The organism is Rhodococcus sp. MurmanLake-1 (genome assembly GCF_056945715.1).
Window position 1 is genome coordinate 863,676 of record NZ_JBWZNF010000001.1, and the last position, 20,650, is coordinate 884,325.

19 protein-coding genes are annotated in these 20,650 nt (G+C 65.0%); 6 read left to right on the forward strand and 13 right to left on the reverse strand.

Features of this window, described 5'->3' with window-relative positions; translation table 11 throughout:
- Positions 1 to 27: 27 nt before the first annotated feature.
- Together AC2ETI_RS03920 and AC2ETI_RS03925 are read right to left on the reverse strand one after the other, a co-directional pair.
- Complete coding sequence (locus AC2ETI_RS03920; RefSeq protein WP_007729374.1) at positions 28 to 690, reverse strand: response regulator; 663 nt, start codon at positions 688 to 690, stop codon at positions 28 to 30.
- A gap of 9 nt (positions 691 to 699) precedes the next feature.
- Positions 700 to 1,974 (reverse strand): sensor histidine kinase, encoded by a 1,275-nt coding sequence (locus AC2ETI_RS03925; RefSeq protein WP_243617156.1) that lies wholly within the window; start codon positions 1,972 to 1,974, stop codon positions 700 to 702.
- Between the two features lie 164 nt (positions 1,975 to 2,138).
- On the opposite strand from AC2ETI_RS03925, the gene AC2ETI_RS03930 reads away from it, so the two are divergent.
- Together AC2ETI_RS03930 and AC2ETI_RS03935 are read left to right on the forward strand one after the other, a co-directional pair.
- Positions 2,139 to 2,813 carry a hypothetical protein gene (locus tag AC2ETI_RS03930; protein ID WP_029255103.1) on the forward strand — a complete coding sequence of 225 codons (675 nt, stop codon included), beginning with the start codon at positions 2,139 to 2,141 and terminating at the stop codon, positions 2,811 to 2,813.
- Positions 2,810 to 4,210 (forward strand): alpha/beta-hydrolase family protein, encoded by a 1,401-nt coding sequence (locus tag AC2ETI_RS03935; protein ID WP_483633586.1) that lies wholly within the window; start codon positions 2,810 to 2,812, stop codon positions 4,208 to 4,210. Before AC2ETI_RS03930 ends, AC2ETI_RS03935 begins: the two co-directional genes overlap by 4 nt.
- Before the next feature lie 57 nt (positions 4,211 to 4,267).
- On the opposite strand, the gene gatA is transcribed toward AC2ETI_RS03935, so the two are convergent.
- Positions 4,268 to 5,746: an Asp-tRNA(Asn)/Glu-tRNA(Gln) amidotransferase subunit GatA gene (gene gatA / locus AC2ETI_RS03940; protein WP_483633587.1), complete on the reverse strand. Its 1,479-nt coding sequence runs from the start codon at positions 5,744 to 5,746 to the stop codon at positions 4,268 to 4,270.
- A complete protein-coding gene (gatC, locus tag AC2ETI_RS03945; protein WP_003944747.1) occupies positions 5,743 to 6,042 on the reverse strand; it encodes an Asp-tRNA(Asn)/Glu-tRNA(Gln) amidotransferase subunit GatC in 300 nt (99 codons plus the stop codon). Before gatC ends, gatA begins: the two co-directional genes overlap by 4 nt.
- A gap of 278 nt (positions 6,043 to 6,320) precedes the next feature.
- On the opposite strand from gatC, the gene AC2ETI_RS03950 reads away from it, so the two are divergent.
- Entirely contained in the window at positions 6,321 to 6,971 is a 651-nt protein-coding gene (locus AC2ETI_RS03950; protein ID WP_020969299.1) for an ACT domain-containing protein, read from the forward strand.
- Between the two features lie 13 nt (positions 6,972 to 6,984).
- On the opposite strand, the gene AC2ETI_RS03955 is transcribed toward AC2ETI_RS03950, so the two are convergent.
- The 9 genes from AC2ETI_RS03955 to AC2ETI_RS03995 form a co-directional block, all read right to left on the reverse strand.
- A complete protein-coding gene (locus tag AC2ETI_RS03955) occupies positions 6,985 to 7,473 on the reverse strand; it encodes a GNAT family N-acetyltransferase (RefSeq protein WP_019747912.1) in 489 nt (162 codons plus the stop codon).
- A gap of 47 nt (positions 7,474 to 7,520) precedes the next feature.
- Positions 7,521 to 9,602, reverse strand: coding sequence for an NAD-dependent DNA ligase LigA (ligA, locus tag AC2ETI_RS03960; RefSeq protein ID WP_400821228.1), 2,082 nt, complete (start codon positions 9,600 to 9,602; stop codon positions 7,521 to 7,523).
- Between the two features lie 82 nt (positions 9,603 to 9,684).
- Positions 9,685 to 10,707 carry a uroporphyrinogen decarboxylase/cobalamine-independent methonine synthase family protein gene (locus AC2ETI_RS03965; RefSeq protein ID WP_400820423.1) on the reverse strand — a complete coding sequence of 341 codons (1,023 nt, stop codon included), beginning with the start codon at positions 10,705 to 10,707 and terminating at the stop codon, positions 9,685 to 9,687.
- Positions 10,704 to 11,816 carry a tRNA 2-thiouridine(34) synthase MnmA gene (gene mnmA / locus AC2ETI_RS03970; RefSeq protein WP_003944736.1) on the reverse strand — a complete coding sequence of 371 codons (1,113 nt, stop codon included), beginning with the start codon at positions 11,814 to 11,816 and terminating at the stop codon, positions 10,704 to 10,706. Before mnmA ends, AC2ETI_RS03965 begins: the two co-directional genes overlap by 4 nt.
- Entirely contained in the window at positions 11,816 to 13,045 is a 1,230-nt protein-coding gene (locus tag AC2ETI_RS03975; protein ID WP_400820420.1) for a cysteine desulfurase family protein, read from the reverse strand. Before AC2ETI_RS03975 ends, mnmA begins: the two co-directional genes overlap by 1 nt.
- A 52-nt stretch (positions 13,046 to 13,097) precedes the next feature.
- Entirely contained in the window at positions 13,098 to 13,997 is a 900-nt protein-coding gene (locus tag AC2ETI_RS03980; RefSeq protein ID WP_020907246.1) for a lysophospholipid acyltransferase family protein, read from the reverse strand.
- On the reverse strand, positions 13,997 to 14,833 hold the full coding sequence (locus tag AC2ETI_RS03985; RefSeq protein WP_133728492.1) for a GNAT family N-acetyltransferase: 837 nt from the start codon (positions 14,831 to 14,833) through the stop codon (positions 13,997 to 13,999). The genes AC2ETI_RS03980 and AC2ETI_RS03985 overlap by 1 nt, the downstream gene beginning before the upstream one ends.
- 135 nt (positions 14,834 to 14,968) lie before the next feature.
- The gene (locus tag AC2ETI_RS03990) at positions 14,969 to 15,925 is read right to left on the reverse strand and encodes an electron transfer flavoprotein subunit alpha/FixB family protein (protein ID WP_003944698.1); all 957 of its coding nucleotides are present in this window, start codon (positions 15,923 to 15,925) and stop codon (positions 14,969 to 14,971) included.
- 48 nt (positions 15,926 to 15,973) lie between these two features.
- Positions 15,974 to 16,774, reverse strand: coding sequence for an electron transfer flavoprotein subunit beta/FixA family protein (locus AC2ETI_RS03995; RefSeq protein ID WP_019747906.1), 801 nt, complete (start codon positions 16,772 to 16,774; stop codon positions 15,974 to 15,976).
- Between the two features lie 271 nt (positions 16,775 to 17,045).
- On the opposite strand from AC2ETI_RS03995, the gene AC2ETI_RS04000 reads away from it, so the two are divergent.
- From AC2ETI_RS04000 to AC2ETI_RS04010, 3 genes are read left to right on the forward strand one after another with little or no spacing between them, the layout of a single operon-like run.
- Positions 17,046 to 17,840: a class I SAM-dependent methyltransferase gene (locus tag AC2ETI_RS04000; protein ID WP_317831003.1), complete on the forward strand. Its 795-nt coding sequence runs from the start codon at positions 17,046 to 17,048 to the stop codon at positions 17,838 to 17,840.
- A gap of 29 nt (positions 17,841 to 17,869) precedes the next feature.
- Positions 17,870 to 19,405 carry a 1,4-alpha-glucan branching protein domain-containing protein gene (locus tag AC2ETI_RS04005; protein WP_483633669.1) on the forward strand — a complete coding sequence of 512 codons (1,536 nt, stop codon included), beginning with the start codon at positions 17,870 to 17,872 and terminating at the stop codon, positions 19,403 to 19,405.
- Entirely contained in the window at positions 19,402 to 20,646 is a 1,245-nt protein-coding gene (locus AC2ETI_RS04010) for a glycosyltransferase family 4 protein (RefSeq protein ID WP_264614385.1), read from the forward strand. Before AC2ETI_RS04005 ends, AC2ETI_RS04010 begins: the two co-directional genes overlap by 4 nt.
- Positions 20,647 to 20,650: the final 4 nt, after the last annotated feature.

The window sequence follows — 20,650 nt, forward strand, 5'->3', positions numbered from 1 at the left end:
GCCGCAACGCCGCGCCGCACGGGACCCCTAACCCGGCGTGACGAGCCCGCTTTCGTACGCCAACACGACTGCCTGGGCGCGATCGCGCAGATCGAGCTTGGACAGCACCTTCCCGACATGGGTCTTGACGGTCTGCTCGGCGACGAACAGCCGCTCGGCAATCTCGACGTTGGACAATCCGCGGGCGATCAGTTCGAGGACCTCGCGCTCACGCGGGGTCAGCGCATCGAGCGCTGCGGGCCGTGCGCGCGGTGCGGCCCGCCGGCTGGTCACATCGGCAATCAGGCGACGCGTCACCGTCGGCGCCAGCAAGGCCTGCCCTTCGGCGACGACGCGCACCGCCCGAATCAGTTCCTCAGCCGGTGCGTCCTTGAGCATGAACCCGCTCGCTCCGACGCTCAGGGCCTCGTAGACGTAATCGTCGATGTCGAAAGTGGTAAGCATGAGGACTCGCACCGGCGGTTCCCATCCGGCGGACAGAATCTGGCGGGCAGCGTCGAGTCCGTTCATCTCGGGCATACGAACATCCATCAACACCACGTCCGGACGCAATCGCGCGACCTCGGCGACGGCGATCTTGCCGTCCGGCGCATCGCCGATCACGCTGATGTCGGGCTGGGCGGAGAGTAGGGCTCCGAACCCTTGTCGAACCATCGCCTGGTCGTCTGCGATGAATACTGTGATGGGCACTCGGACAGCCTAGGCTGGCATCGACGGCAACTCGGCCCGGACCTCGAACCCTCCGTCCTCGCGCCGGTTTGCCAACAGCATGCCGCCCACCGCCGAAGCCCGCTCACGCATTCCGCGTATTCCGTTGCCACCAGTGGTTTCCGACGCCGAGTGCTGATTGCCACCCAGTGGCGAAGGCCCGTTGTTCACGAGCGCGCTCACCGATTGCGGGCCGAACGCCACGGCGACCTCGATGGGTCCGCCTGGTGAATGCCTGGCCGCATTGGTAATCGACTCCTGAATGATCCGGTAGAGCGCAAGGCCCGTGGATTCCGAGACCGACGCTCGATCTCCGTCGACTCGCCACGACACCGGAAGTCCGGCACGGGTGCTGCCGAGCAGCAGGTCGTCTAATTGATCGACGCCCGGTTGCGGGGCCGTCACCACGGAGTCACCGTCGCTGCGCAGCACTCCGAGGAGTCCACGAATCTCGTTGAGCGCTGCTCGCCCTGTCTCACTTATCGATTCGAATTCGGTCCGGATCTCGGGAGTGACCGCATCGAGTCGGTACGGCGCACTCTGCGCTTGCACGACCACCATCGACATGTGGTGGGCCACGATGTCGTGCAAGTCGCGGGCGATCCGCGCCTTCTCCTCGAGGATCGTTCGCCGAGTGCGCTCGAGTTCACTGACTTCTTCCTGCTTGGCCAATTGACGACGAGAGAGAACCAACCAGCGGATCAGCAGGCAGAAGACCACCAGCGCGCTCAATCCGACAGCCCAACCGGCTCCGTCGCTTCCCGGAGCGTTGCCGAGGAAAAGCAGCACCGTGGAGATCCAGGCGACGCCGACAACCTGAATGGGCGCCCGCAGACTCACCGCGGCGAGCAACGACATCAGCACGATGATGTGGACGACCTGCCACGGGTAGTCGTAACCAGTTGTGTTGTCGAACACCAACGGGATGATCAGTGCCGACACCGCCGACACCGCCCATCCCAACGGAGCGTTGATCCGGATCAGGACAAACGGAAAGGCGGCCAACGCGGCGACGAAGGGCATGATCGGCGGCGAAACATGATGCGTCAGTTGCAGTGTCGGCCAGGCAATCGAATAGAGGATCAGAGTGATCACTACGATGACGATGTTCCAGAACTGACCGCGGGCCACGAAACTGGTTGCCCGGCGCACCTTCTCCGAATGTACGACCGCCCCGTCGAGGCCGGACAGCACCGACCCGGCAGTGGTGTATGTCGGCGCGGGCACACCCGGTGCGCCTCTGTTCTTCCTTCGGACCTTGATCACCCGTCAAGCCTATGAAGGCGAACCCGGAAAGTCCTCATACTGCAGAGTGAGATCCCCCTACCTCCGAGGTATCACAGGGGAGGGAATTCTCACCCGATCGCACGTCGGAGAACCCCTCTCCAGAGCGATGACCGCCAGGATTGTCCGTTCATAGCGTGAACGGCATGCGGATCACACGAGTGAAAGACCTCTCTCGAAGCGCCGGCACCTGGGCTGCCCTGGCGCTGGCGGCAACGGCAGCGATCACCGTCACTGCAGGAGCGAGCGGAGCCGAGCCGCCGCGCACCGAGAATTCGAACGCATCCAGGGCGATCGCCACTGTGACTACCGCGGATGCCTCTGATGCTGCGACCACCATCCCGTCGGATTTCGCCGCATTTGCCGGCTACACGCCTACCGTCGTCGACGGATACCTCGCCAACCCCCACGGCGACTGCTCGTCACCGATTCCGCTTCCCGACGAATTCGACTCGGCCTGCAAAGCACACGATCTCGGGTACGACCTACTCCGCTACGCGCATTCGCACGGAACGGAACTGGGGCCGTGGGCCCGCCAGGTCCTCGACGGTCAGCTCGACGAGCGAATGCATGCGGCCTGTGAAGACCGCACGTCCTTTCTCTCACGTGGGTATTGCTTCGCGATGGCCGATGTCGCCGTCACAGCGGTGAACGGAAACTCTTGGCGCCAAAGCTATCTGACACCGGTCGCGGAATCGGGGTTCGGTTACGGCACGGCCGGAGTTCTGGCAGTTTCCGCCCTCGGCTTCACCCTGATGCGATCGCGGCGCCTCGATCCGTCGAACGAGTTCTCCTTCTCCCCGAAAGCGATTGCAGCATGAGCGTTCTGAATGCGTCACGGACCCCCGTCCTCGCCCGAGTCGGGGCGCTCGCACTCCCCCGGGTGTCCACGAGCGTCGCCGTGGCAGCGATGTCCGCCATCTCGCTAGCTCCCGGACTCCTGCCGAGATCAGCAGTACTCCAAGGGGTATTCAGCGGTCTGCTCGTCGCGGTCGGGCTACTGGCGATGTGGGCGTTCTCCGCGGTAGCCCGTCGGCTCGTCCCCGACCGGGTCAAGGCCCGATTCGACGAACGTCATTGGCGCATCACCGCGTTCGGGTTGTCGACTGCCTGCACCGCAGTTGCGATGTTCGCCGCCGCCGGTTGGCAGAACTCGCTGCGAGCAGCGATGGGTGCACCGCCTGCCGGGCTGATCCACTGGGTGGAGGCGGGGTGCATTGCCTCGCTGACCGCCCTTGCACTCTGGGGCCTCGGGGTCGGACTTTCGAAGGCGCTGCGGTGGATGGGTTTCGCGCGGAGCGTGGGCGCACTGGTCATGGGAGTCCTCGGCGTGCAGTTGGTCGTCGGTCCCGCCGTCTGGAACGGCCTCGCCGATTCGTTCGACAAGTCCAACGCGTACATCGACACCGCTCTGACACAGCCACTTTCGGGCTCTGCGACAGGCAGCTCCGAATCGCTCATCTCGTGGACCTCGATGGGCGCGGAGGGACGCAAATTCATCGCTGCAGGTGAAGACTCGGTGCGCGTCTACGCCGGTGTGGATTCCGCACCCGATGCCGCATCGCGTGCCGCTCTCGCCGTGAGTGAACTCGATCGCGTCGGCGGCTTCGCCCGCAACAGCGTCGTGGTGGCCGTTCCGACCGGCTCGGGCTGGATCGACACCCACGCAGTCGACGGTATCGAGCAACGGTTCGGCGGAGACGTCGCGATAGTCGGGCAGCAATACTCCGACGCACCCAGTTGGGCGACATTCCTGTTCAGCCGCGACGACGCCGAAGAATCAGCCACCGCCCTGTTCACGGCTGTCGGTAGCCACATTGCCGCGATGCCGGCCGAGGATCGACCGGACCTGTTCCTCTACGGACAGAGCCTCGGCGCCGTCGGCGGCAGCGCCGCACTGACCGAGGCTCTGTCCGAGGGCAGTCCCATCGTCCCGTGCGACGTGTTGTGGGCCGGTCCCCCGGCCGGCGCGACACGGACGGACGGCGCAACCGTCCTAGCGAACACGTCTGACCCGGTGGTGTGGTGGTCCCCCGCCCTCGCGACGCAGAAGCCGGATCTGAGCCGTGCCGTGCAGGACGGCCCGATCCCGCAGTGGATCCCGGGCGTCACGTTCTTGCAGACCACCGTCGACATGCTCGGTTCGCTCGGTGTACCCGCCGGTCACGGCCACCGCTACGGAACCGATCAGGGAACAGCTTTGGGGACTTGCTCCTGAAACTGCTGTGCGCCTTTATTAACCGCGGGGGGTTAATAAAGGCGCACAGCAAACAGGTCAGACTGCAGTTGCAATCGGGCCGCGAGCAGCTTCGTAGGCGGCACCGACACGGTAGAGGCGCTCGTCAGCCATGGCGGGCGCCATGATCTGCAAGCCCACCGGCAGGTTGTCGTCCGCGGACAGACCCGATGGCACCGACATCGCGCAGTGTCCGGCCAGGTTGGTCGGCAGCGTGCACAGGTCGGAGAGGTACATGGCCAACGGATCGCCGACCTTCTCCCCCAACTTCCACGGCGTGAACGGGCTGGTCGGCGAGACCAGTACGTCTACCTTCTCGTAGGCCTTGTCGAAATCGCGTGCGATGAGGGTACGAACCTTGAGCGCCGAACCGTAGTAGGCGTCGTAGTAGCCCGAGGACAGTGCGTAGGTACCGATCATGATGCGGCGCTTGACCTCCGGGCCGAAACCGGCGGCGCGGGTTGCCGCCATGACCTGGTCGGCACTCATGTTGCCTTCGTCGACACGCAGTCCGTAGCGCATGGCGTCGAAGCGGGCCAGGTTGGACGAGACCTCACTGGGCAGCACCAGGTAGTACGACGCGAGCGCATGCTCGAAGCTCGGGCACGAAACCTCGACAACTTCGGCGCCCAAAGCCTTGAGTTGCTCGACAGCAGCGTCGAAGGAAGCGATGACGCCGGGCTGGTAGCTGTCGGAGTGAAGTTCCTTGACCACACCGACTTTGACGCCGCGCAGGTCGCCGACTGCACCTTCACGTGCCGCAGCGACCACCGGACGCACGGGGGCGTCGATGGACGTGGAGTCACGCGGATCGTGCCCGGCGATGACCTCGTGCAGCAGAGCGGTGTCGAGCACGGTGCGACCACAGGGGCCACCCTGATCGAGCGAGGAGGCGCACGCGACGAGCCCGAAGCGCGAGACAGTTCCGTACGTCGGCTTGGTTCCGACCGTCGCGGTGACCGCAGCGGGCTGACGGATCGAACCGCCGGTGTCGGTGCCGATGGCCAACGGGGCCTGACGGGACGCGAGCGCTGCAGCGCTACCACCACCGGATCCGCCGGGGATGCGGGTGACATCCCACGGGTTACGCGTCGGACCGAATGCGGAGTTCTCCGTGGAGGAGCCCATCGCAAATTCGTCGAGGTTCGTCTTGCCGAGGATCGGGATGCCCGCAGCGCGAAGCTTGCTCGTCAGGGTCGCGTCGTACGGCGCAACCCAGCCTTCGAGAATCTTCGACGCACAGGTGGTCGGCATGTCCGTCGTGGTGAAGATGTCCTTCAACGCGATCGGGACGCCGGCGAGTGCCGAAGCGGGTTCGTTTCCGCCTGCGAGCGAGTTGTCCACTGCTGCGGCGGCTTCGAGAGCCTGTTCACCGGCAACGTGCAGGAAGGCGTGGTACTCGGTGTCGACGGCAGCGATGCGGTCGAGATGCGCCTGCGTGACCTCTACCGAGGACACCTCACGCGAGCGGATCTTGCCGGCCAGCTCAGCGGCGTCCAGCGTGGTCAGATCGGTCATTCGCCCTCTCCAAGGATCTGCGGAACCGCAAAGCGATCCTGTTCGACTGCGGGTGCTCCGGACAATGCCTGCTCGGGGGTCAACCCGGGCACGATCACGTCGGGGCGCGTCACGTTGGTGACGGCATTGGGGTTCGCCATGGGCGGGACGTCGTCGGCCGCAACCTCGGTGACCACCTTGACGTGGTTGAGAATCGAATCCAACTGACCGGCGAACTCGTCGAGTTCGGCATCGGACAGGGCGAGTCTGGACAGCCGCGCGAGGTGCGCGACCTCGTCACGGGAGATGGCAGGCACCGCGGGGCCCCTTTCGGAAGAGGACGTGAACATTGCCGGTCCAGCCTAGTTCCTCGCCGCGACAGACCTGTAAGCACGCCTGCTGTGTCGACCGGTACGCGCGCCTACTGTGTCCACCGCCACGTCGAATCCACCTCGTGTTTCGCTCGTGTGACAAGCATGTGCACCCGGTGTGACCCCGCCGCGGCGCCCACCAACGCGTGCTGAGCAAGTGCAAAGATGGGTGTGGCCCGGGTCGACGTGATCCGGGCGAGAACCGATCAGCGAAAGGCACGCACGTGTCGTACCTGCTTCGCGTCCAACTGCCCGACCGACCCGGCAGCCTCGGCGCGCTCGCCGTAGCTCTCGGATCCGTGGGCGCAGACATCCTCTCCCTCGACGTCGTGGAGCGAGGCGACGGTTTTGCCATCGACGACCTCGTGGTCGACGTCGAACCGGGCGCACTGCCCGACACCTTGATCACCGCTGCCGAGCATCTGCCCGACGTGCTGGTCGATTCGATCCGCCCCTACGCCGGGATTCTCGACACCCATCGTGAGCTCGAACTCATCGATTCCGTTGCGACAGCCCGAAACGATCGACTACAGGTCCTCGTCGACGGCGCGCCGCGTGTACTGCGAGTCGGCTGGTGCGTCGTCGCGGACATCGGCAAGCACGGTGCGTACCGCGTCGTCGGTAGCGCCGGTGCGCCGGAAACCCATGCCACCGACATTCCGTGGATGCCACTGGACAAGCCAACCGCCCTCGACGGCGAGGCCGACTGGGTTCCGGACGTCTGGCGAGAGATGAACACCAGCCTCGCTGCCGCACCGCTCGGCTCCGGCAATCGCGTCCTCATGCTCGGTCGTCCCGGAGGACCCGAATTCCGCCCTTCGGAGATAGCCCGCCTCGGCTATCTCGCCGGAATCGTCGCGACAGTGCTGGGTTGACCAGGCCGGGTAATCAGGCCAGACCGCGAACCATGACCGTCAGCTCCATACCGCGAATCGGCTCCCACGCGCGCTCGGGATCGGGAACGAACCCGTTGCGGTCGTAGATGCGACGAGCATCGACCATCTCGGGCTGCGTCGAGATGACCACCGAGTGATCGCCTCGGTCGTAGGCTTCGGCGATCACTGCGCGAACCAATGCGGTTCCGGCGCCCGATCCCCGAGCCTGCGGCGAGACCGCGAGCATGCGGAACTCGAGTTCGCCCTTCTGCGCAACATCCGCGAAGGGCGTGCCGGGTTCGGCGATCGTCAAAGAACCCACGACCTCTTCGCCGAGAACGGCAACCAGCACCCGCCCCTGCTCCACCCGAGTTGCGGTGTCTCGCAGGCGCTCCGCGTACGGCGATCCGCCGGCGACAAATCCGCCACCCACGTACGACTGCACAGTCAGTTCCCCGACGGTCTCGAACTCAGCCGGTAGAACTTCACGAATCTCGATCATGGCGTCACTATCGCACCCAGCACACCAATCTCAGAAATCGGACAAAGTCACTCTGATTCGTCCAAATCGGTGGGAGCGACCGCATCCGGGCCATCTTCGAGCAACCGCCGGAAGCCGTCTTCGTCGAGCACCGGCACACCCAATTCGAGTGCCTTGTCATGCTTGGAACCGGGCGCTTCACCGACGACGACAAACGCAGTCTTCTTCGAGACCGACCCAGCCGCCTTACCGCCGCGCACCAGAATCGCTTCCTTCGCCTGATCTCGCGAGTACGTCTCGAGCGAACCGGTGACGACGATCGAGAGACCCTCGAGATTGCGCGGAATCGAGTCGTCTCGCTCGTCCTCCATGCGCACCCCGGCCGAAGCCCACTTGTCGACGATCTGCTGATGCCAGTCGACGGAGAACCACTCCACGACAGCGGCGGCGATCGTGGATCCGACGCCGTCGACTGCAGCCAACTCGTCGACCGACGCTTCCCGAATACGTTGCAGCGAACCGAATTCGCCAGCCAACGCCCTCGCAGCAGTGGGGCCGACGTGCCGAATCGACAGTGCCACAAGCACTCTCCACAGCGGCTTGTCCTTGGCCGAATCCAGGTTGGCCAGCAAGCGTTTTCCGTTGGCAGACAGGGCTCCCGCATTGGTGCGGAAGATCGGAACTTCGATCAGTTTCTCGGCGTCGAGTGAGAAGAGGTCGCCCTCGTCACCGATGACCTTCGCCTCCAGCAGTCCGGTCGCGGCCTCGTAACCGAGCACCTCGATGTCGAATGCTCCGCGCCCCGAGACGTGGAACACGCGCTCGCGCAACTGCGCCGGGCAGTACTGCTGATTAGGGCATCGCACGTCGACGTCGCCCTCTTTCGCGGGTGCCAACAACGTGCCGCACTCGGGGCAGTGCGTCGGCATGACGAACTCGCGCTCGGTACCGTCACGAACGTCTGCCACGGGACCGAGAACCTCGGGGATGACATCTCCAGCCTTGCGCAACACCACGGTGTCGCCGATCAGCACACCCTTGCGCTTGACCTCCGAGCCGTTGTGGAGGGTGGCCAAGGACACAGTGGAACCCGCCACTGTGACGGGTTCCATGTACGCGAACGGCGTCACGCGACCCGTGCGGCCGACACTGACCCGGATGTCGAGGAGCTTGGTCGTGACCTCTTCCGGCGGGTACTTGTACGCGATCGCCCACCGCGGTGCGCGAGACGTGGTGCCCAGACGTCGATGCAACGACATCTCGTCGACCTTGACCACCAACCCGTCGATCTCGTGCTCGACGTCGTGGCGATGTTCTCCCCAGTACTTCATCTTTTCGACCACGGCGTCGGCGCCGACCACCCGCGAGGTGTGCGTGGACACCGGCAGCCCCCAGGCGGCGAGGGCCACGTAGGCGTCGTACTGCGAAGCCGGCTCGAAACCTTCCATGCGCCCGAACCCGTGGCAGATCATGCCGAGGCGACGACGCGCGGTGACGGCAGGATTCTTCTGACGCAGGGAGCCCGCCGCAGAGTTGCGCGGATTGGCGAACGGCGCCTTACCCTCCTCCACGAGGGAGGCATTGAGTGCCGCGAAGTCCTCGAGGCGGAAGAACACCTCTCCTCGCACCTCGAGCAAGGTTGGAATCGGGAATTCGTCCGTAGCGGTGAGCCGCTCCGGGATGTCGTTGATCGTCAGGGCATTGAGAGTGACCAACTCGCCCGTACGACCGTCGCCGCGGGTTGCCGCACGCACGAGTTTGCCGTTCTCGTAGACGAGATTGAGCGCGACACCGTCGATTTTCACTTCGCAGAGATAGTGCAGTTCCGGCCCGGTTTCCTGCTCTACCTTGGCGATCCATCCGCGGAGTTCGGACTCGTCGAAGACATTGTCGAGGCTGAGCATCCGCTCGAGGTGATCGACGGACGTGAAGTCCGTCGCGAATCCGCCGCCGACGAGTTGTGTCGGAGAGTCGGGAGTTCGCAGATCCGGGTACTGCTCTTCGAGAGCATTGAGCTGCCCGAGCAATGTGTCGAATGCACCGTCCGAAATGACGGGCGCGTCACGAACGTAGTAGCGGAACTGATGCTGGCGTACCTCTTCGGCCAGCTCCGTCCACTGCTCGCGCGCCTCGTTGGGCGCTGGCTGCATTGCATCCGCGGTTTCAGTCACAGCTAGAAGATTATCGGTTCACACCGACACACCACACGACTCCACGTCAGAACGCAACACATCAGAACGCCGACGGATCGTCCACCAATGCCTTGCCGACGTCTGTACACAGCCGAAGGGCGGCTCGACTCCACTCGAGGCTCGCACCCGCAAGACCACAGCTTGGGGTTACCGCGACCTGGTTCTGCAGGAGTTCACGCGAGAAGCCGAGACGATCGATCAGGGTGACGGCCGGCATCGCGCACTCTTTCCACGTCACCGGCTTTTCCGGCGGGGCGGAAGGAACCAGACCGAGAGCCAATTCCTTGCCGGCGTCGAACAACTGGCCGATGCCGTCCAGATCACGTGAGCCGATGAGCGACATGTCGAAGCTCACGCCGAACGCCTGGCTTCGCCTCAGTAGATCCCACGGCATGTCGGCGCCGCAGCTGTGGACGATTGTGGGCAATCCGCAACCGCTGATCGTCGAGTCGAGAACGGCGAGCGCCTCGGGTTCCGGCAGAGCCGGAACGCTCTCCATCTTGGTGCGCCCGGGTAGTGAACCGGCCAGCACTGCCGCGATCTGCGGCTCGTCCAATTGGATCACCACCCGGGCACCGGTACGACGAGTGACCTCGGCGGCGTGGCGCGCGAGCCCCTCACCAAGTGATTCGGCGATGTCCCGGAGTGCCCCACGGTCGACGAGAACTCGCGAACCGTTTGCAACCTCGATCTCGGCGCCGAGTGTCAGCGGGCCGGCAGCTTGGAGCTTGACGACGTGGTCTCCGCCGACCAGACGGGCCGCTTCCCAGGCTTCCTCGAGTGCGTCGAGATCCTGATTCAGGAAGTCCTCGGCTCGCTTCGCGACGTTGCCCCGCCGAGGCACGACGCGATAGGCGCGGGTCGAGGCGTCGAGGTTGATGTCGACCAGAATCGCGCCTGCTCGGCCGACCATGTCAGCGCCGAGACCGCGGCTCGGCAACTCCACCAGGTGTGGGAAACCGCCCAGTTCGCCAAGGATGGTTGCGGCGCTTTCGCGGGCGTCCGTGCCCGGCCAGGATCCGATTCCGGTGACGAGGCCACCGATGGAAACCTGCTGTGTCACAGTGTGTTCGGCTCGGATTCGGTGCCGGAGATGGTGCCACTGCCGAGAACCTGGTCGCCCAGTTCGCTGTCGGGGCGATACAGCACGACGGCCTGGCCCTTCGCGACGCCGGTCAGTGGTTCGCGCAACGAAATGGAGATGCCGCCGCCCGAAGTACCGTCGTCGACGGCCTCGGCGACGGCCTGCGCCAGTCCGCCGTGCGCACGAACCTGCACCATGCACTCGACGGGGCCTTCCGGCGCCTGGCCCGAGGTCCAGATCGCGCGCTGGGCCGAGATGGCCCAGACGTCGAGATTCTTGGCCGAACCGACTCGCACCGTTCCGGTTTCGGGCTCGATCGCGGTCACGTACCGCGGACGGCCGTCACCTGCGGGACCTTCGACGCCGAGGCCCTTGCGCTGTCCGATCGTGAAGCCGTGTACGCCGTCGTGTGCGGCGAGGACCTCACCCGAATCGGCATCGACGACGCTTCCCGGACGAACGCCGATGCGCGCACCCAGGAATGCTCGGGTATCGCCGGTCGGGATGAAGCAGATGTCATGGCTGTCAGGCTTGTTCGCCACAGCCAGACCGCGCTCGGCGGCTTCCTCGCGGATCTGTTCTTTCGGTGTGTCACCGATCGGGAACATCGCTCGCGAAAGCTGATCGGCCGTCAGTACACCGAGGACATACGACTGGTCCTTGTCCGCGTCGACCGCCCGGCGTAGGACGCCGTCTTCGAGGCGCGCATAGTGACCGGTCGCCACGGCATCGAAGCCGAGAGCGACCGCACGGTCGGCCAGTGCGGTGAACTTGATCTTCTCGTTGCACCGCAGGCACGGATTGGGGGTCTCACCCGCTGCGTACGACGCCACGAAGTCGTCGATCACGTCTTCCTTGAAGCGATCGGCGAAATCCCAGACGTAGAAGGGTATTCCGAGGACGTCGGCAGCGCGCCTGGCGTCGCCGGCATCTTCCTTCGAACAGCATCCACGCGAACCCGTCCGCAATGCACCCGGCGCCGTGGACAGCGCAAGATGAACGCCGACGACGTCATGTCCGGCGGCAACAGCGCGGGCGGCGGCGACAGCGGAGTCGACACCTCCGCTCATGGCTGCGAGTACTCGCATCAGCGATCCCCTCCACGCGAACCGGCACCGGCAAGACCGGCGGCCCGAGCGCGCTCTACTACTTGTGGAAGCGCAGCGATCAGCGCGTCCACATCGGTGACACTCGACGTATGTCCGAGCGAAAATCTCAGTGAGCCACGCGCGACGGGCGATTCGACGCCCATCGCGATCAAGACATGGCTGGCTCTGGCCACACCGGCGGTGCACGCCGAACCGGTGGAACATTCGATACCGGCGGCGTCGAGCAGCATCAGCAACGAATCGCCCTCGCAGCCGGGGAAGGTGAAGTGCGCGTTACCGGGAAGCCGATCGGATCCGGTCGGGCCGTTGAGCACCGACTCGGGAAGAATCTCCAGGACTCCGTCGATCAAACGGTCACGCAGCTGCGCCAATTCCCTTGTGCTGGAATCGAAGTTCTCGACATTCGCGCGCAACGCCGCAGCCATCCCGACAACGCCCGCAGTATCCGGAGTGCCCGAACGCAGATCACGTTCGTGTCCGCCGCCGTGAAGGAGCGGCACACACGGAACCTGGCGTCCGAGCAGCAGTGCGCCGACGCCGTGCGGACCACCGAACTTGTGCGCCGCGATGCTCAGCGCGGACAACTTGCTCGCCGCGAAATCGACCGGCAATTGCGCAACGGCCTGAACCGCGTCGCTGTGCATCGGAATCTCGAACTCAGCCGAAATCTCCGCCAACTCCACGACCGGCATGATCGAGCCGACCTCGTTGTTGGCCCACATCACCGTCACGAGTGCTACCTCGTCGGCGTGGACGGAAAGCTCGTCGCGCAAGGTCTGCGGGTCGACGACACCGTTCTCGTCGACCGGCAACCACGTCACGCGCGCGCCCTCGTGCTGCTCGAGCCACTCGACGGCGTCGAGCACCGCATGATGCTCGACGGAGCTGGCCAGGATGCGAGTGCGTCGCGGATCGGCGTCACGGCGAGCCCAGTAGATGCCCTTGACCGCGAGATTGTCGCTCTCGGTTCCTCCAGAGGTGAAGATGACCTCCGAAGGCCGCGCACCCAGGCTGGCAGCGATCGATTCCCGCGACTCCTCGACGCGGCGCCGGGCCGCACGGCCGGAACCGTGCAGCGAGGACGCGTTGCCCACGGTTTTGAAGGTATCGGTCATCGCCTCGATAGCGGCTGCCGACATCGGAGTCGTGGCGGCATGATCGAGGTACACCGGAAATCCGGCGTGGGCACTGTGTGCAGGCAGAGTCATGGCTTGACAAGGATAGCCCAGCACGAGAGTTCGCCCAGCCTCGCTCAGCAGGCTAAGCGGTCATTGCCGGGGAGGTATCGATTTGTCCCACGGCTTGTGTCACGAGTTCCGGTGCGGGGTCGAAGATGTCGTGAGCTGCCAAATCGATGGTTTCGACGCCACGTACGGCTCTCTCGCATCGCTGCGCGAGGTCGACTCGACACTCCCCTGCCTCCTCGAGCGGAGCCAGCCTGACCTTCACCTCGACGTTCTTCTGACGCAGGATCCGACGGATGGACTGACCGATAGTTTCGGTGCCGACAAAGCACGGTCCGGTGCACAGGGAACCGTCGGCGTTCTCGTAGCGGATCGCCATCGGCTGAACCGGGCATTCGGCGTCGACGGCAGCTTGGAACATTGCCGGGCGAAAACCTCCGTACGCCCGCCCGCACCAGGTCGTTCCCTCGGGAAACACCATTACGCGGACACCACGCTGAAGTCGTTCGCGAACGACGTCGACGGTTCCGGGAAGTTCACGCAGTCGGGCGCGATCGATGGGCACTACGCGCATCCGGCGCGCGAGACCACCGAGCACTGCCCAGTCGAGCAGGTCGGCACGGGCGACGAAGTTGGCCGGGGCAACGGCACTCGCGACGAGGACGTCGGTCCACGACACGTGACCGGCGACAACCATCACGCCCGCCGGTTCGGCGCGCCCCAACCGCTGATCGTCGACCGTGAGCTTCATTCCCAGACAACGCAGCAACGCGCGCGAGTATCCGCGTTGCATCTCCGTACGCCAGGTGCGCGGGAGCAGCCAGCCGGCCGAGAGCACCGGCGCAGTCACCAGTGCGGCGCCGACCATGACCCCGCGGGCCATCACGGTGATACTCGACACACCGGGTGCGTCCGTGGGTAGGCACCCGTCGCCGCAGGGGCTCGTCGGCACCCAGTACGGCACCGTCGCGGTCATCAGCCGATCCCCGATTCGTGTGCGGCGGCCGCCGATCGCAGCCGTTCCAGATAGCGCTTGTTGGCGGAGTGAAGGCCTTGCAGCGCAACAAAATCGGCTACACCGAACTCGGGATCGTGAGCAGGTTCCCCGCAGATCATCGCGCCCATCCGCAAGTAGCCACGTAGCAACGGCGGCATCGTCACGCGTTCCGGTGCGGCAATCTCGTCGAGCGTCAGACCGCCGAGGACCACCGGGTTTCGTGGCGTCACCCGCCGCGACCCCGGACTGGCGTGTTTGTTCATCACGAAGTCACGGACGCCGCGGACATCGGCGCCGGCAATTGAATCGGGGCTCGGGAGGATGGGCACGGAGACGCAGCCCATCACCCACTCGTATCCGGTCAGTTCGAGGTAGTGCAGAATGCCCGACCACATCAGGCTGAGGACGGATCCGGTGCGGTGCGCGGGATCGACGCACGCGCGACCCATTTCGACGATCCTGTTCGCCACCGGATCGAGCGCGGAGATGTCGAATTCGGTTGCGGTGTAATACCCACCCGCCGCCGCAGCGGAATCCGGCGGCAGCATTCGGTAGCAGCCGACGTACTCCTCGGTGATGTTGTCGCGAACGAGTAGATGATCACAGAATTCGTCGAAGCCGTCGGCGTCGAGTTCGAAGACCCCGGCCGAGGCCGGGAGGGAGAAGCCTGGCTCGGAGGCGAACACTCGGTATCGAAGGCGCTGCGCTGCGACACGATGCTCGCGGTCGGAGGAGACGATCAGGGAATATCTCGGCTGGGCGACCTCACGGCCGAGATTGTCACTCGCGGAGCGAAGGACTGACGTAGTTGTCATGCGCAAGGTTTATCGAGCGCGAACGGCGTCTCGGTATCGACGAAGTGACATGCCGATGCAGGCCGGGTGAATAAAGCACTGTGCGCCTTTATCAACCGCGGGGGGTTGATAAAGGCGCACAGCAGTTTGCGCTTTTTAGCCCTTGTGGGACTTCACAGCTTCGGTGAGCTGCGGTGCGACGTTGAACAGGTCGCCCACGATGCCGAAGTCAGCGATCTCGAAGATGGGTGCCTCTTCGTCCTTGTTGACCGCGACGATGGTCTTGGACGTCTGCATGCCGGCGCGGTGCTGGATGGCACCGGAAATGCCGAGCGCGATGTACAGCTGCGGGGAGACCGTCTTACCGGTCTGACCGACCTGGAACTGTCCGGGGTAGTAACCCGAGTCCACAGCGGCACGCGAAGCACCGACTGCAGCACCGAGGGAATCGGCCAGCTCTTCGACGACGGAGAACTTGTCCGCGCTGCCGACGCCACGTCCACCGGAGACGACAACCGACGCCTCGGTGAGCTCGGGGCGGTCGCCGCCGACGATGGGCTCACGCGAGGTGACCTTGACGGCACTCTCGTCCTGAGCCGGAACCTCGACGGTGATCTGCTCGCCTGCGCCGGCCTGCGGAGCAGCCTCGACTGCACCCGGACGAACCGAGTAGACGGGAACGTCGCCGTTGGCCTTGGCTTCGACGGTGAACGCGCCACCGAAGATGGAGTGGACGCCGGTGCCGTCAGCCTTGATCTCGATGACGTCGGTCAGCAGTCCGGAGCCAAGACGTGCGGCCAGACGACCGGCAACCTCTTTGCCCTCGGTGCCGGCTGCGGTGATGACTGCTGCCGGGCTGGTGGACTCGACCAGAGCGGCGAGAACGTCGACCTTGGGGGTGACGAGGTAGCCGTCGATGTCGTCGGACTCGGCGACGTAGATCTTCTCGGCTCCGGCTGCTGCCAGAGCGTCGGCGAGCTTTGCTGCGGTGCCCGCGGGGCCGGCGACAACTGCCGACGGCTCACCGAGTGCGCGTGCAGCGGTGATGAGTTCGGTGCTGACCTTCTTCAGCGCACCCTCTGCGTGCTCTACGAGCACAAGTACTTCTGCCATGACTTAACTCTCCCTGAGTTCTTCTGCTGGATGTCTAGAAGGGCGCGATCAGATGACCTTGTTGCTGACGAGGTAAGCGGCAATCTTGGTGCCACCGTCTCCCTCGTCGGCGATGCGCTCACCAGCGGTACGGGGGGGCTTCGGGGTGGAGGACGTCACGGTGGTGCCTGCGTTGGCAACTCCGACGGTCTCCGGGTCGACTCCGAGGTCGGCCAGCGTGTAAACGAGAACTTCCTTCTTCTTCGCGGCCATGATGCCCTTGAAGGACGGGAAGCGCGGCTCGTTGATCTTCTCGGTGACCGAGACGATCGCGGGCAGCGAAGCCTCGAGGCCGAAGACGCCCTCGTCGGTCTCGCGCTCACCGGTGATCTTGCCGTCGGCGACGACGACCTTGCGCAGCTGCGTGAGCTGCGGGATGCCCAGGTACTCGGCGATGATGGCCGGAACAGCGCCGACGCGGCCGTCGGTGGCCTCGTTGCCGGCGATGATCAGGTCGGCAGGCTCGTCGTTCTCGAAGGTGATCTGTCCGAGAGCAGCAGCGAGCGTCCATGCGGTCTGGATCGCGTCGGAGCCGTGCAGTGCCGGGTCGTTGATGTGGACGGCCTTGTCGGCGCCCATCGACAGAGCCTTGCGGATAGCGTCGGTGGCGCGGTCGGGACCTGCGGACAGCACCGTTACCTCACCGCCCTGAGCTTCCTTGATGAGGAGTGCTTCTTCGACGGAGCGCTCGTTGATCTCGTCGAGGACTGCGTCGGCGGCTTCACGGTCAAGCGTGTAGTCGCCGTCGGTCAGCTTGCGCTCGGACCATGTGTCGGGGACCTGCTTGATCAAAACAACGATATTCGTCATGGGTCTTCGTCGACCTCCTGTGTGTAATTCACCTGATAAATCGTCTGTGGTGCTCGCGCAGTCCGAGCGTCCGAAAAGAGAGTCCGACAGGTCTCCCCACGGGCGAATTTCTCGGTTCACGTCGGCTGTGCGTTAGATTACCCCACGTTAAGTTACCGGTGGGTAACTTAACGTGGAACCTCGTCCACCATAACGGCACGAACAGGAATTGACAGCAGTGATCTGGACCACGGCGAACACGTTCTACTCGGATGGCACTAATCTCGCACGGGTGAGTGAAACGAGTGTCAGCAACCACGAGGACGCACCCCTGCCCTTGACGGGCGAACGAACCGTGCCAGGAATCCCCGAGGAGAACTACTGGTTCCGACGCCACGAAGTGGTGTACCGCGCACTTCTGGAGCGCTGCACGGACCGCCGAGTCCTCGAGGCCGGATCCGGAGAAGGCTACGGCGCCAACATGATTGCGGACGTCGCAACGAAGGTTACCGGCCTCGACTACGACGTCTCCGCGGTCGAACACGTTCGTGCGCGCTACCCCCGTGTCGAGATGCTCCACGGCAATCTCGCCGAGCTTCCACTGGCCGACAACTCGGTTGACGTCGTCGTCAATTTCCAGGTTATCGAGCACCTGTGGGATCAGGGTCAGTTCCTGCGCGAGTGCTTCCGAGTTCTCGCTCCCGGCGGTGAACTTCTGATCAGTACCCCCAACCGGATCACGTTCTCCCCCGGCCGCGACACGCCGCTCAACCCTTTCCACACTCGTGAGCTCAACGCCGCCGAAATGACCGAATTGCTCGAAGACGCCGGATTCCGCGTTCAGTTGATGACCGGCGTCCACCACGGTTCACGTCTGCAGGAACTCGACGCCAAGCACGGCGGATCGTTCATCAACGCGCAGATCGACCGCGCGTTGGCCGGTGAGCCCTGGCCCGAAGATCTCACCCGCGACGTCGAGGGCATCACCGTCGACGACTTCAGCATCAGCGAACCCGACATCGACGACAGCCTCGACCTCGTCGCTATCGCCGTGAAAGAAACTGCCGTGAAGGAATCCGGCGAGTGAGTAACGCAACACCCGTCACCGAACCGGGGATGTTCGCCCTGGTTCTGCACTCCCATCTGCCGTGGCTCGCCAACCACGGCAGATGGCCCGTCGGCGAGGAATGGATCTACCAGTCCTGGGCTGCGTCGTACATTCCGCTCGCCGCCGCACTACGACGACTGGCCGACGAGGGCCGATCGCACCTGCTGACGCTGGGAATCACGCCGGTGCTCGCGGCCCAGTTGGACGATCCCCACTGCCTCGCCGGTATGCATCACTGGCTCGGCAACTGGCAGATCCGTGCACACGAGGCCGCCGGCATGCCGGACGCAGCGCACCGCGAACTCGGAGCGCGCGAACACCGAGCGTCCGCAGCGGCTCTCGAAGATTTCGAGACTCATTGGCAGCACGGCGCCTCACCCGTGTTCCGCGACCTCATCGACCGCGAGGCCTTCGAGCTTCTCGGCGGGCCGCTGGCCCACCCATTCCAACCGCTGCTCGACCCTCGCTTGCGTGCGTTCTCCCTCCGCGAAGGTCTCGCCGACGCGCATGCCCGGTGGAACCACACTCCGACCGGGATCTGGGGGCCCGAGTGCGGGTACACCCCGGGCATGGAGCGCGGGTACGCCGAAGCGGGCGTCACCCACTTCATGGTCGACGGTCCCGCCTTGCGCGGCGACACGTCCCGCGGTCGCCCGGTTCGAGAATCCGACGTGGTTGCCTTCGGCCGCGACCTGCAGGTCAGCTACCGCGTCTGGTCCCCGAAATCCGGATATCCGGGTCACGCTGCTTACCGCGATTTCCACACCTACGACCACGAGACGGGCCTCAAGCCGTCGCGGGTCACCGGACGGACCGTCGACTCCGCCGACAAGTTGCCGTACGACCCCGAACTCGCCGCCGCCGCCGTCGACAAGCACGTCGCCGACTTCGTCGAAACCGTTCGGGCGCGTCTGCGCAGTGAATCCACCCGCATCGGCCGCGATGCCCTCGTGGTCGCAGCATTCGACACCGAACTGTTCGGGCACTGGTGGCACGAAGGCCCGCAGTGGCTCGAGAAGCTCCTGCGCGCGCTTCCGGAAGCCGGAATTCGCGTCGGCACCCTCGCCGACGCCAAGGAATCGGGATACGTGGGCGAACCCGTTCAGCTCGAGGATTCGTCCTGGGGATCGGGCAAGGACTGGCGCGTATGGGCCGGCGATCAGGTGTCCGACCTCGTGCAACTGAACTCCGAGGTGGTCGATACCGCCCTCACCACCGTGGACAAGTCTCGCGGCCGCGACAACGCACCCGGCCGACCGGAACTGCGAAACCGGGTCAACGATCAGGTCCTTCGCGAGACACTGATGACAGTTTCGAGCGATTGGGCATTCATGGTGAGCAAGGATTCGGCCGCGGGGTACGCCCGCGAACGCGCACACAAGCACGCCCACGCGACCAGGGAAATCTCCGAAGCGCTCGTTTCCGGCCGCGATGCCGTGGCCGAGCGGCTGGCCGAAGGCTGGAATCGCGCTGACGGATTGTTCCCGGGGCTGGATGCTCGCCGCCTGCCTGACACAGAACTGGTGAACGGGAGCGCGTCGTGAAGATTCTCATCGTCTCGTGGGAGTACCCACCGGTCGTTGTCGGCGGCCTCGGCCGACACGTCCACCATCTCGCCACCGAGCTTGCGGCTGCAGGCCACGAAGTCGTGGTTCTCTCGCGCCGCCCCTCCGGCACCGATGCGTCGACGCACCCGACGGTCACGCACATCTCCGAAGGCGTACTGGTCGTCGCAGTGGCCGAGGACCCGGCACACTTCGTCTTCGGCGAGGACATGCTCGCGTGGACCCTCGCGATGGGTCACGCGATGGTCCGTGCCGGGATGGCGCTGCACAAGCCAGGAGTGGGCGAGGGCTGGCAACCGGACGTCGTGCACGCACACGACTGGCTGGTCGCACATCCGGCGATCGCCTTGGCCGAATTCTATGACGTCCCACTGGTTTCCACGCTTCACGCCACCGAGGCGGGTCGCCACAGCGGTTGGATCTCCGGACGCATCAACCGCCAGGTCCACTCGGTCGAGTGGTGGCTGGCAAACGAATCCGACTCTCTCATAACCTGTTCGGCGTCCATGCAGGAAGAAGTGACCGAACTCTACGGTCCGACGCTGCCGCCGATCACTGTCATCCGCAACGGAATCGACGTGGCCACGTGGAACTTTCGCGAACGTGGCCCGCGGTCAGGGCCGCCGAAACTCCTCTTCGTCGGCCGCCTGGAATACGAGAAGGGTGTGCAGGACGCTATCGCGGCACTCCCCCGAATCCGTCGTAGCCACCCCGGCACGACCCTCGCGATCGCGGGCGAAGGCACCCAGTTCACCTGGCTCTACCAACAGGCGCGCACACATCGCGTCGCGCGGGCAGTGGACTTTCTCGGCAACCTCGATCACACGGAACTGCTCAGCTGGCTGCACGGAGCGGACGCCATCGTCCTGCCGTCGCGCTACGAGCCGTTCGGGATCATCGCCCTCGAAGCGGCCGCAGCCGGCACGCCGCTGATCACGTCCACCGCAGGCGGACTGGGCGAAGCCGTCGTCGACGGGGTGACCGGGATGTCGTTCCAACCGGGTGACATCGCCGGGCTCACCTCGGCGGTCCGCGAGGTTCTCGACGATCCCGCCGGGGCGCAGGAACGGGCAGTGGCCGCCCGGGCACGCCTGACGTCGGACTTCGACTGGCATCAGGTCGCCGAGGAGACTGCTCACGTCTACGCGGGCGCAAAGCGTCGGGTGCGGCAGCCGTTGGCGCGGCCGCAGATTCCCGAGCGGCCGCTCCCTGGTCGCTGAAGCA

Bases quoted from the DNA above. Each gene is read 5' to 3' on its own strand.
- AC2ETI_RS04005 (WP_483633669.1), top strand. From the start codon at position 17,870: ATGTTCGCCCTGGTTCTGCACTCCCATCTGCCGTGGCTCGCCAACCAC.
- AC2ETI_RS03935 (WP_483633586.1), top strand. From the start codon at position 2,810: ATGAGCGTTCTGAATGCGTCACGGACCCCCGTCCTCGCCCGAGTCGGG.
- AC2ETI_RS03930 (WP_029255103.1), top strand. From the start codon at position 2,139: ATGCGGATCACACGAGTGAAAGACCTCTCTCGAAGCGCCGGCACCTGG.
- gatA (WP_483633587.1), bottom strand. From the start codon at position 5,746: ATGACCGATCTGACCACGCTGGACGCCGCTGAGCTGGCCGGCAAGATC.
- ligA (WP_400821228.1), bottom strand. From the start codon at position 9,602: ATGCAGCCAGCGCCCAACGAGGCGCGCGAGCAGTGGACGGAGCTGGCC.
- mnmA (WP_003944736.1), bottom strand. From the start codon at position 11,816: ATGCGAGTACTCGCAGCCATGAGCGGAGGTGTCGACTCCGCTGTCGCC.
- AC2ETI_RS03975 (WP_400820420.1), bottom strand. From the start codon at position 13,045: ATGACTCTGCCTGCACACAGTGCCCACGCCGGATTTCCGGTGTACCTC.
- AC2ETI_RS03980 (WP_020907246.1), bottom strand. From the start codon at position 13,997: ATGACCGCGACGGTGCCGTACTGGGTGCCGACGAGCCCCTGCGGCGAC.
- AC2ETI_RS03955 (WP_019747912.1), bottom strand. From the start codon at position 7,473: ATGATCGAGATTCGTGAAGTTCTACCGGCTGAGTTCGAGACCGTCGGG.
- AC2ETI_RS03995 (WP_019747906.1), bottom strand. From the start codon at position 16,774: ATGACGAATATCGTTGTTTTGATCAAGCAGGTCCCCGACACATGGTCC.
- AC2ETI_RS03990 (WP_003944698.1), bottom strand. From the start codon at position 15,925: ATGGCAGAAGTACTTGTGCTCGTAGAGCACGCAGAGGGTGCGCTGAAG.
- AC2ETI_RS03985 (WP_133728492.1), bottom strand. From the start codon at position 14,833: ATGACAACTACGTCAGTCCTTCGCTCCGCGAGTGACAATCTCGGCCGT.